Annotated in this window: 11 protein-coding genes and 5 pseudogenes; 11 read left to right on the top strand and 5 right to left on the bottom strand. The window is 68.8% G+C overall.

Annotated elements, in window-relative coordinates:
* Positions 1-316: 316 nt before the first annotated feature.
* Both EF387_RS50375 and EF387_RS50370 read right to left on the bottom strand, forming a co-directional pair.
* A complete protein-coding gene (locus EF387_RS50375; RefSeq protein ID WP_420802713.1) occupies positions 317-430 on the bottom strand; it encodes an RNA-binding protein in 114 nt (37 codons plus the stop codon).
* Positions 431-522: 92 nt separating this feature from the next.
* Positions 523-930, bottom strand: a pseudogene (locus tag EF387_RS50370) (cysteine protease StiP domain-containing protein); the annotation flags it as partial.
* Between EF387_RS50370 and EF387_RS50365 the strand changes: the two are divergent.
* The 4 genes and pseudogenes from EF387_RS50365 to EF387_RS50350 form a co-directional block, all read left to right on the top strand.
* A pseudogene (locus EF387_RS50365) lies at positions 871-999 on the top strand (hypothetical protein); the annotation flags it as partial. The pseudogenes EF387_RS50370 and EF387_RS50365 overlap by 60 nt on opposite strands.
* A 100-nt stretch (positions 1000-1099) precedes the next feature.
* Positions 1100-1184: pseudogene (locus EF387_RS50360) on the top strand (hypothetical protein); the annotation flags it as partial.
* 30 nt (positions 1185-1214) lie between these two features.
* Positions 1215-1564 (top strand): annotated as a pseudogene (locus EF387_RS50355) (modular polyketide synthase); the annotation flags it as partial.
* A gap of 12 nt (positions 1565-1576) precedes the next feature.
* Entirely contained in the window at positions 1577-1741 is a 165-nt protein-coding gene (locus tag EF387_RS50350; protein ID WP_420802714.1) for a hypothetical protein, read from the top strand.
* 24 nt (positions 1742-1765) lie between these two features.
* Here the strand turns inward: EF387_RS50350 and EF387_RS46110 are convergent, their stop codons facing one another.
* Entirely contained in the window at positions 1766-2608 is an 843-nt protein-coding gene (locus EF387_RS46110) for a helix-turn-helix domain-containing protein (RefSeq protein WP_128382537.1), read from the bottom strand.
* An 842-nt stretch (positions 2609-3450) separates the two neighbouring features.
* Here EF387_RS46110 and EF387_RS49880 point away from each other — a divergent pair.
* The 5 genes from EF387_RS49880 (at position 3451) to EF387_RS49650 (ending at position 5911) form a co-directional block, all read left to right on the top strand.
* Positions 3451-3885, top strand: a complete 435-nt coding sequence (locus EF387_RS49880; protein WP_338058178.1) for a reverse transcriptase N-terminal domain-containing protein — start codon at positions 3451-3453, stop codon at positions 3883-3885.
* A gap of 10 nt (positions 3886-3895) precedes the next feature.
* Positions 3896-4225, top strand: coding sequence for a reverse transcriptase domain-containing protein (locus EF387_RS49875; RefSeq protein WP_338058177.1), 330 nt, complete (start codon positions 3896-3898; stop codon positions 4223-4225).
* 377 nt (positions 4226-4602) lie between these two features.
* The gene (locus tag EF387_RS49870; RefSeq protein ID WP_338058176.1) at positions 4603-5076 is read left to right on the top strand and encodes a group II intron maturase-specific domain-containing protein; all 474 of its coding nucleotides are present in this window, start codon (positions 4603-4605) and stop codon (positions 5074-5076) included.
* Positions 5077-5342: 266 nt separating this feature from the next.
* Complete coding sequence (locus EF387_RS46095; protein WP_238432102.1) at positions 5343-5729, top strand: hypothetical protein; 387 nt, start codon at positions 5343-5345, stop codon at positions 5727-5729.
* Between the two features lie 50 nt (positions 5730-5779).
* Complete coding sequence (locus EF387_RS49650; RefSeq protein ID WP_274389005.1) at positions 5780-5911, top strand: hypothetical protein; 132 nt, start codon at positions 5780-5782, stop codon at positions 5909-5911.
* Positions 5912-6175: 264 nt separating this feature from the next.
* On the opposite strand, the gene EF387_RS46085 is transcribed toward EF387_RS49650, so the two are convergent.
* Positions 6176-7021, bottom strand: a complete 846-nt coding sequence (locus EF387_RS46085; RefSeq protein WP_128382536.1) for a helix-turn-helix transcriptional regulator — start codon at positions 7019-7021, stop codon at positions 6176-6178.
* A 135-nt stretch (positions 7022-7156) separates the two neighbouring features.
* Between EF387_RS46085 and EF387_RS46080 the strand changes: the two genes are divergently transcribed.
* Both EF387_RS46080 and EF387_RS46075 read left to right on the top strand, forming a co-directional pair.
* Positions 7157-7603 (top strand): nuclear transport factor 2 family protein, encoded by a 447-nt coding sequence (locus EF387_RS46080; protein ID WP_128382535.1) that lies wholly within the window; start codon positions 7157-7159, stop codon positions 7601-7603.
* Positions 7600-8466, top strand: a complete 867-nt coding sequence (locus EF387_RS46075) for an NAD(P)H-binding protein (RefSeq protein ID WP_128382534.1) — start codon at positions 7600-7602, stop codon at positions 8464-8466. Before EF387_RS46080 ends, EF387_RS46075 begins: the two co-directional genes overlap by 4 nt.
* 247 nt (positions 8467-8713) lie before the next feature.
* On the opposite strand, the pseudogene EF387_RS49295 reads toward EF387_RS46075, so the two are convergent.
* A pseudogene (locus EF387_RS49295) lies at positions 8714-8823 on the bottom strand (transposase); the annotation flags it as partial.

Raw genomic sequence — 8823 nt, 5'->3', positions numbered from 1 at the left:
TCTCGGTTGGCTTCGCAACCCCGAGCTACCAAGAGGCCCTGCCGTCATGCCCGCAGCCGGCGGCAACCACCCGATCGAGCACCCCGTTCGACGTGCAGCCCTCAAGATCGGAACGACAACAGCTACTAAGGGCTTGCCGGGATGTAACTTGCGTGCTCCGGGTCTTGACCCTGCAGCTCAGGACAGATGCTCGCCGACGATTTATTTCCCGGCAAGCCCTAACGCAACGGCGTTGCACTCGGCGGGCCATGATCTCGGCGGATGAGGGTTCGGTCGAGGTCGCTGGCGGCCATGACGCGCTTGAGATTCGTAGTAGTCACTTGTCTGCTACCGCCGTGCCCGGCGTGTAGCGGGGGCGGATGAGCCCGACGCAGGAGTAGGGCAGGCAGTCCACCTCCTCCACGGGGACGCCGCGCTGCTCAGCGAGCAGGCGTACGTGGTCCAGGTCGGCCCCCCGCCGACCTGGATGAGGATCTTCCAGGGCACGCGGCGCAGCAGCACCCGCGTGGTCTCCCCGACGCCCGGCTTGACGAGGTTCACGTCGCCGATGCCGTACTCCTCGCTGATCCGCTCGGCCGTGGCCCAGCCCTCCCAGGTGGGCGAGCGGTCGGCTGCCGAGAGCGCTTTGGCGTCGTAAGCGACCGAGTCGGTGGCCTCCGCGAAGTGGGCTTCGACAGTGTCGAGAAAGAGCCCAGAAACATCAGCGTCGACCAGCTCGCGGTAGAACTCTGCGCCGTGGAACTCGTCCGGCCTGATGAGATCGGAGCGCAAGACTGTGCGCGAAATCAGCCCGGAGACGGTGGAGTTGAGGCACGCGAAGGGGATGAGGAAGTCGTCCCGGGTGCCGTAGGTGCGCACGCAGCCTCCGGGATCGGACAGCACCGCGATCTCCGGCGTGAATCCCTCGTACGGCCTGACGGCCTCGGCCAGCTCGCGGGTGATGGCGCCCTTGCCCGTCCACCCTTCACCCTGGGCCTGGTCGGCCCAGCGGTGACCGTGGGCACGGCCTGCTCGTCGTCGCTAGTGGCCCTGCACCTGGCAGTACAGGCCCTGCGCGACGAAGGAGTGCGAACTCGCCCTCGTGGGCGGGGTGACGGTGATGGTTTCACCGGCGCTGTTCCAGGAGTTCTCCCGGCAAATGGGCCTGGCCGCGGACGGCCGCTGCAAGACCTTCTCGGCAGGCCGACGGCACGGGCTGGGGCGAGGGCGCCGGCATGGTCGTACTGGAGCGGCTCAGCGACGCGCACCGGCTGGGGCACCCGGTCCTGGCGGTGATCCGCGGCAGCGCGGTCAACCAGGACAGCGCCTCCAACGGACTCACCGCGCCGAACGGGCCCTCGCAGCGCCGCGTCATCCAGGCCGCCCTGGACAACGCGCGGCTCACACCGGCCGACCTGGACGCGGTCGAGGTGCACGGGACGGGTACCACCCTGGGCGCCCCGATCGAGGCGCAGGCTCTCCTCGCGACCCACGGGCAGGCCGAGGGGGAGACGGCTGACCGGCCGCTGTGGCTGCGGTCGGTGAAGTCAACATCGGGCACACCCAGGCCGCGGCCGGGGTCGCCGATGTCATCAGGATGGTGATAGCCCTGCGGCACGGCACGCTGCTCCGCACCCTGCACGCTGAGCGGCCCTCCGAGCGCATCGACTGGACCGCCGGGCATCTGCGGCTGCTGCACGAGCCGGTGGACTGGGCCCGCCACGAAGACGGCCAGCTCGAATCAACATCAAACGCCCATTGATGGGTGCGGGAGGCCGATAGTGGACTACTCCGCGCCCGTATGGCCCTTCTCCTCGAAGTAGTCGGCCATCATCAGCTCCACGTAGCGCTCCATAGCGCGGGTCTGCGCAGGTGATGGCTGGACAGTCGCCGTGCGCATGGCCTGAGCCCCGAGCGTGATCCCCCGCTTGTCGGCCTCGCTGAAGTCCGGCTCCGGCGGGCGCACTCCGGCTGCTTCCTCTGCTGCCTCCACCGCCGCGCGGTGCGCCGCCATCTCCTGGGCGTACCGCTCAACGCGGACGTCATCGACATGGACGTCAGCCAGCTCTTCGAACAGCGTATTCAGCCGCAAGTCTTCCGCCTTGAGGCCCGGACGGCTCTCCAGGAAGGCTTCAGCACGCACTATGTCGAGTGCGAAGCCGGTGCCGAGGGTCGCCTCCAGCAGGAGCATGAGCTCCTGCTTGTCCTTGCTGGGGACCTCAAGTCCGGCTGCCTTGTGGGCGGCAGCCACCTCGGGGGTGAACAGGCCCGTGGTGGTGCCGAACTCGCGGAGCCGCGCTATCACCGCCCGCTGCTGCCGCAACCCCTCCTCCTTGGCCGCCAGGACGCGGTCCAGCTCGGTCAGGAGTGTCTGAACCTGCTGGTCATCGCTGGCGTTAGCGGCCTCGCGGACAGCCTCCAGGCTCAGCCCGGCCGCGGTCATCCGCTGAACCCACAGCAGTCGGGTGATTTCCCCCATGCGGTATGCCCGGTTGCTCGTGCCGTTCCGGTCAGGCTCGGGCACCAGGCCGATCTCGTGGTAGTAGCGGATGGCCCGGGGCGTGAGGGAGGTCAGCTCGGCGACCTCGCCGATGGACAGCGGCTTGTCAAGAAAATCTGTCGTGTGCATGGGCTACATGCCAGCACATTCCGCTACGTCATCCGCAAGCTGAGGTCGACAGAGCGCACCCATGCCCTAGCCTCGTGCTTTCACGTGGCAGGGCGTCCGGTGGGTGATCAGAAACGCGGAGAGTACTCCTGACTTGCAACGATGGGACATGTCTAGGGTCCAGGTCGTCGCGTGAAAGAAGCACTTTCCATGTGAAGGTGCGACATGAGGTCGCGTGCGTGGAGTGGACGCTCTTGGAGAGGGGGTCGGTGGTGTTGTCGCCGATGACAGGGTAGTCCCGGGTCCGTGTCCGATGACCCGTCCCCACCCGGACGTGCGTCGCTGGTAACGGCGGGGTGCGAAGCTCCGGGGAGAAGCCCAAGGGCCCCTGTTCCACCCGGGGGCGACAGGCAAGGGGAAGGCCGGACGGGCGAACACCCGTGAACCCTCGATGACGCCTCGTGAGAGAAAGCCCCGCAGGTGGGACGCAGGAGCGGGGTGCAGGGCAGGCCGCTGCGACGCGGCAGGCGCCGGGCGGATGATTCACGCCGCCCGGGAGGACACCGCCGCCCCGGGGCATAGAGGGCGCCCAACCCGGCCGCATCTCGTGCGCGCGGAACGTGGAAACCCCGACGGAGGCCGCCGGTTGACCGCGGTGGGCCGACCGTGAGGAAGGCTGACGTCTCCGGCGGGACAGGACGGCTCAAGAAGCGAAGGCCGGTGGGCCCAAAGGCCAGGGGAAACCGGGACAGCACCAGCGGCGGCCTCTCCGCCGTGCTCCCGGCCAACTCGCCGGATACCGGGCCGGTGCCCGGGTCCGAAAGGACGCAGACGCGAGCCGGGTGAGCTTGTGAAGAGGGACGATGACGACAGCGGCAGCACCGAAGGGCAAGTTGGACGCCTCGGCCTTGGCCGGGGTGAACGGACCGGAGGACGGCTTCTTCGCGGACTGGGACAGCATCGACTGGGACCGCGCGCAGCAGAACGTACGCCGACTGCGTCAACGCATCTTCACGGCGTCAAAGGACGGGGACCTGGCCAAGGTCAGGAACCTGCAGAAGCTGATGCTCCGGAGCCTGAGCAACACGCTGGTCAGCGTGCGCCGGGTGACGGAGGTCAACGCCGGACGAAAGACGGCCGGGGTGGACGGGCAGATTGTGCTTACCGCCCCGGGCAAGGCCAAGTTGGCGCGCTTCATCCAGCAGCGCGGCGATATCTGGCGGCCCGTCCGGTCCGGCGGGTGTTCATCCCGAAGAACGGTGCGGGGCGCAAGCGCCGCCCGCTCGGCATTCCCGTGATCGTCGACCGGTGCCATCAGGCCGGGCGGCGAGTGCGTTGGAGCCCGAGTGGGAGGCCCGGTTCGAGGCGAGGTCGTACGGCTTCCGGCCGGGCCGGGGCTGCCATGACGCGATCGGGGTCATCTACAACACGCTGAACGGGAAGAACCCGCAACGCGTGTGGATCCTGGACGCGGACCTGGCAGCGGCGTTCGACCGCATCGACCACGACCACCTTCTCGCCCAGCTCGGCACCTTCCCCGCCCGGGGCCTGGTGCGACAGTGGCTGAAGGCCGGCGTGGTCGAGCGCGGCCGGTTCAGCCCCACCGAGGAAGGAACGCCCCAGGGCGGGGGCTCCTGAACGTCGCCCTCCATGGGATGGAGACGGCTGCGGGCGTGCGCTACTACCCGACCGGTCCTCGCACCGGTCAGAGCATGCCCGACAGTCCGGTCGTGGTCCGATACGCCAACGATCTCGTGGCCACATGGCCGCGAAGCGGCTGAGCAGGTCAAGGCACGGCTTGCCGCATGGCTCGCGCCAAGGGGGCTGGTCTTCAACGAGGACAAGACACGCATCGTCCACGCAGAGGCCGGGTTCGACTTCCTCGGGTTCAACGTGCGCCGCTATCCACGCAGCGGCAAGCTGCTGATCAAACCGAGCAAGACGGCCGTCAGGCGGATCCGGGACCGGCTGCGCGAGGAGGTGTCCGCGCCCTTCGTGGCGCCCCGCCCCTCACGGTGCTGCGGACGATCAACCCGATCGTGCGCGGCTGGTCGGCCTACTACCGGACGGTGGTCTCCAAGGAGGTGTTCGCCTCCCTGGACAGCCACCTGTGGCAGCTCACCTACCGGTGGGCGCTGCCCAGGCACCCGAAGAAGTCGAGGCACTGGATCATGGACCGGTACTTCGGCCGCTTCAACCCCGCCCGGCAGGACCGATGGGTGTTCGGCGACCGGGAAATTGGCGCCTACCTCGTCAAGTTCTCCTGGACGAAAATCATCCTGCACCAGCTGGTCAAGGGCACAGCGTCCCCGGACGACCCAACCCTGACCGACTACTGGGCCCAACGGCGACGCAGAGGCGCCCCGCTCCCCATGGGGCGGGCGACCCTGCGCCTGCTGCACGAGCAGAAAGGCCGTTGCCAACTCTGCGGCCAACTGCTGTTGCACGCCGAGCGGGCCCCACAGTCCCCGACCGAGTGGGAGCAATGAGTGGTGTGCATCGTGAAATCGCAGGTCACCGGTCTGGTGTGAGTGACGATTCGGGGACTCGTGCCAGTCGGCGGCTGATGTCTATGCCGTAGATCATCGGGCAGGTCCGGTTCCGGCGGTCTGCCGGGTTCGGCTGCGCCCGTGACCGACCCCCGCCTACGATCCGTCGGCAGGTCGGCACGCCACGAGATCGCGGGAGGGCCCGGGATGCAGGAGCGGCAGTGGATCACCGCTCGTCGGAGCGAACTGGACGCCCTGCCGAGGAGTTGACCAAGCAGCTTCCGGAGGTCCAGATCGAGCGGGACGAACTGGCGATCGCGGAACGGGTGTTGAGCCGCCTGGCCGAGCAGGCCCAGGCCGACGCCGAGGCTGCCGCTCCGGTATCGGCGAAGGTGGCCGGGCGGGCAGTCCTGCTCATCCCGCACCGCAGCGACGTGACCGATGAGGGCGCGCTGCCCGGCGTCTACCGCAGGATCCTGGCGATCGTGCGGGAGGCCGACGGCCCGGTGCAGGTCAGGGCGGTCGGCGAGCGGCTGGGCCTGGACGCCTCAGTGCGCGGCAAGCTGGAGCCGCTGCGGGCGAAGATGACCAAGCTCGCCGATCGCGGCTGGCTGCACAAACGCCCTGACGGGCGGTTCACCGCACATCCATAGTTGGACTTGGGGGCGTAACTGGCGGACTCCCGGCGGCAGTTGAGTTTGGCGTGAAGAAAAACAACCACGCCGTCGAGGGCCCTGACGGCCTTGTTTACACCGCCCGCCTGCCGCTGTCGAGCGCCACCCTGGACTATCTCGCCGGCCTGATGCGCGGCCACCTGAAGAGAGGTGGATGCTGAGCGCGTGTATGGAGTGACCAACTCCCACAGACCGTCACGAACGAGCCGCTGCAACAGATCGACACCCACAAGCAACAATGATGCCGCAGCTGTGACTGAGTGCTTCAGCTGGCCAGTTGAGCGATAGCCCGGCAGGGTATCTATACCGTTCTGGCGCTCCTGCGGGACGCCTGCCGCCGCGGCGAGGTCTGCCAGCCGCTGGGCTGGGGCTCCCGAGCGTTCGTGGATAAGGGCTTTGCCGCCCCGCCTGGCCTGAGCCAACGGTCACGGCGCCGCGTCGGGAGGGCCCAGCTGGGCCAGTGCTGTGGCGCTCGGGCTGCCGGGATCTGCGGTGTAGAGCACCAGCCGCAGGCTGGTGCCGGGCATGAGCAGGGTTTGACGGTCCAGCTCCAGCTCGCCGAGTTCGGGATGATGCAGGCGTTTGCGCAGCGTCGGCTGGGGGCGCACGTCGTGGCTGCGCCAGCCGGCGACGAAGTCCGGGTTGTGCGCGGCGTACTCGTTGACCAGCTCGCCCAGCGCACGGTCCGCCGGGTGGCGGGCGCCGGCCGCGCGCAGGTGGGCGGCGGACTGCCGGGCGAAGTCGCCTTCCGCGCCGACGGGTGCCGAGCAGAGGGTGCCGCCCAGCCGGATGGCGAGGCGCACGGTGTTGCGCTCGTGGACGGGCAACTGCGCGAAGCCGATGATCAACGCGACCGCCGCAGCGTTCCAGGCCACGATGTCTTCCAGGTCGTTCACCAAATAGGCGGGAATCGGCCCGAGCCGATGGAGCAGTCGGCGTACATCGGCAGGCACCGGCGCGCGATCGGCGTCCGTACTGGGCGGGATCTGCCCGGCCAGCCGTGCCAGGTGCTCACGCTCTGTGTCGGTGAGGCGCAGTGCCGTGCCCAGTGCGGACAGCACCTGCGGCGACGGACGCGGCGCGCGGGCCTGCTCCAGTCGCTCGTAATAGCTCGTGGACACCCCGGCCAGGGCGGCCACCTCTTCCCGCCGCAGCCCGGGGGTGCGCCGGGCACGCAGGCCGGGTGGGTGGACAGCGGTGGCCGGCATGTGGGCCGGGCGCAACGCCTCCCGTCGACGGCGCAGGAAGTCGGCCAGTTCTGCTCTGCTCACCCGGTCAGGTTGGCACAACGGCACTCGGCTTAGCCAGGGACCAGTGGTCCGGGGCTCACTGGTGCGTTCCACGGCACTGCCTCGTGCGCCCACTCTGGGGCGGTCACACATCCTGCAGAACGCTGGAGAATCACCGTGTCACCACGCACTTCCGAAAAGATCTTTCGCCGGCTGCTGGAGCTGCTGCTGGCCAAAGACATGGATGCCGTCGCCGATCTGTGGGCGGAGTACGGTACCGCCGAGTTCCCCTTCGCCGAAGGGGCCTCACCGAGACGGCTGACCGGACGTGAGGCCGTCCGGGGCTATCTGGCCGGCTACCCGGACCTGATGGACGTGCAGGCGATCCCGACCCTCACCGTGCGCCACACGGACCAGCCGGACACCATCGTGGTGGAGTTCACCGCGCGCGGCCGCACGGTGGCCACCGATGAGCCGTACCAGTTGGACTACATCACGGTGCTCACCACCCACCAGGGCCTGATCACCCGTTATAGGGACTACTGGAACCCGCTGGCGGCCGCCTCAGCGGCCGGCACGCTGCCCGAACTACTCAGCTCGCTGCGCTCGCAGGCCACCCGATGACCGGCGTGCTGATTACCGGCGGCACCGGGAAGACGGGAAGCACCCTGGCCGAACTGCTCCGCAAAAGCGGTGTGCCGGTCCGGGTGGCAAGCCGCATCCCACCGGCCGACGCCCCGGACGCGGTTCGGTTCGACTGGAGCGATCCGGCCACCCATCCGGCCGCGTTGCACGGGATGGACCGGGTCTACCTGGTGCCTCCGGTAGACACCACAGATCCGATGCCGCTGGTCGAACCGTTCTTGGCCGAGGCCGAACGCCTCGGCGTGCGCCGGGTGGTGCTGCTCGGCTCCGCTATCGTGCTGCCCGGTGCCGCCAGCGCGCTGGAACTGGCCGCGCACGTGCGGGTTCGGCCCGGATGGGTGGTGCTGCGCCCCTCCGGGTTCATGCAGAACTTCTTGGCCCCCCACCCGCTGGGTGAGCGGATCCGGCGACGCGGTGAGATCCGCACCGCCGCCGGAACCGGCCGGGTGGGCTGGATCGACGCTCGAGACGTTGCGGCGGTGGCTGCCGTGCTACTGACCGAACCCGACGGCTACCCCGACGACCGGCGTGACTACCTACTCACCGGGCCGAAGGCGCTGAATTACCAGGACGCGGCACAGATCATCACCATCCAAACCGGCCGGCCGATCAGGGTCCTGCCCGTCGGGGTCGCCGAGCAGGCGGACACCTACCGTGCGTCCGGCATGTCGGATGCCTTCGCGACCGCCCTCGCCGCCGTCGACGCCGGCATCCAAACCGGCCGGGACGATCAGGTCAGCACCGCGGTGCTGGACCTGACCGGCCGCCCGCCCCGCACCTTCGCCGAGTTCGTCCAGGACCACGCACCCCAGTGGGCGAACGCCGGGACACCCGAAGACTGACCGACACCTGTGCTGGCCCCGGCGTGAACTCCTCCTTGGACCAGCTCGTGAGCTCGGCCGCCCGTCGTGCTCAACCCGCCAGATCAACTGGCAACTCGCCAACTGAAGTGCTCAGTGTGCGACACGAGGTCGCACCAGGTAAGTAAGGACAGTCGTATGAAGGGGAGTTGAGGAGGCTGGACTTCGGGCCAGTGTCCAGGGCCCGTCCCCGCGCTCCCATGCGTCGCTGGTTACTGACTTCGGCTCGTCAAGGTGATGCTGGCTCGTCGAGAGTCAGGCTGGTGCCCGCTATGAAGCCGTCGAGGGTGTCGGCCCGGTACTGGAGGCGTTTGAGCCGGTTGCGGACGAGCGCTTCCA

It is taken from the genome of Streptomyces cavernae (assembly GCF_004023625.1).
GTDB classification, from domain to species: domain Bacteria; phylum Actinomycetota; class Actinomycetes; order Streptomycetales; family Streptomycetaceae; genus Streptomyces; species Streptomyces cavernae.
The sequence above is the reverse complement of the archived record's forward strand: the minus strand, read 5'-3'. Positions and strand labels throughout refer to the sequence as shown.

Coding starts and splice junctions, on each gene's coding strand:
- EF387_RS46075 (WP_128382534.1), top strand. CDS start 7,600: ATGACCGGCGTGCTGATTACCGGCGGCACCGGGAAGACGGGAAGCACC.
- EF387_RS50350 (WP_420802714.1), top strand. CDS start 1,577: ATGGTGATAGCCCTGCGGCACGGCACGCTGCTCCGCACCCTGCACGCT.
- EF387_RS49880 (WP_338058178.1), top strand. CDS start 3,451: ATGACGACAGCGGCAGCACCGAAGGGCAAGTTGGACGCCTCGGCCTTG.
- EF387_RS46110 (WP_128382537.1), bottom strand. CDS start 2,608: ATGCACACGACAGATTTTCTTGACAAGCCGCTGTCCATCGGCGAGGTC.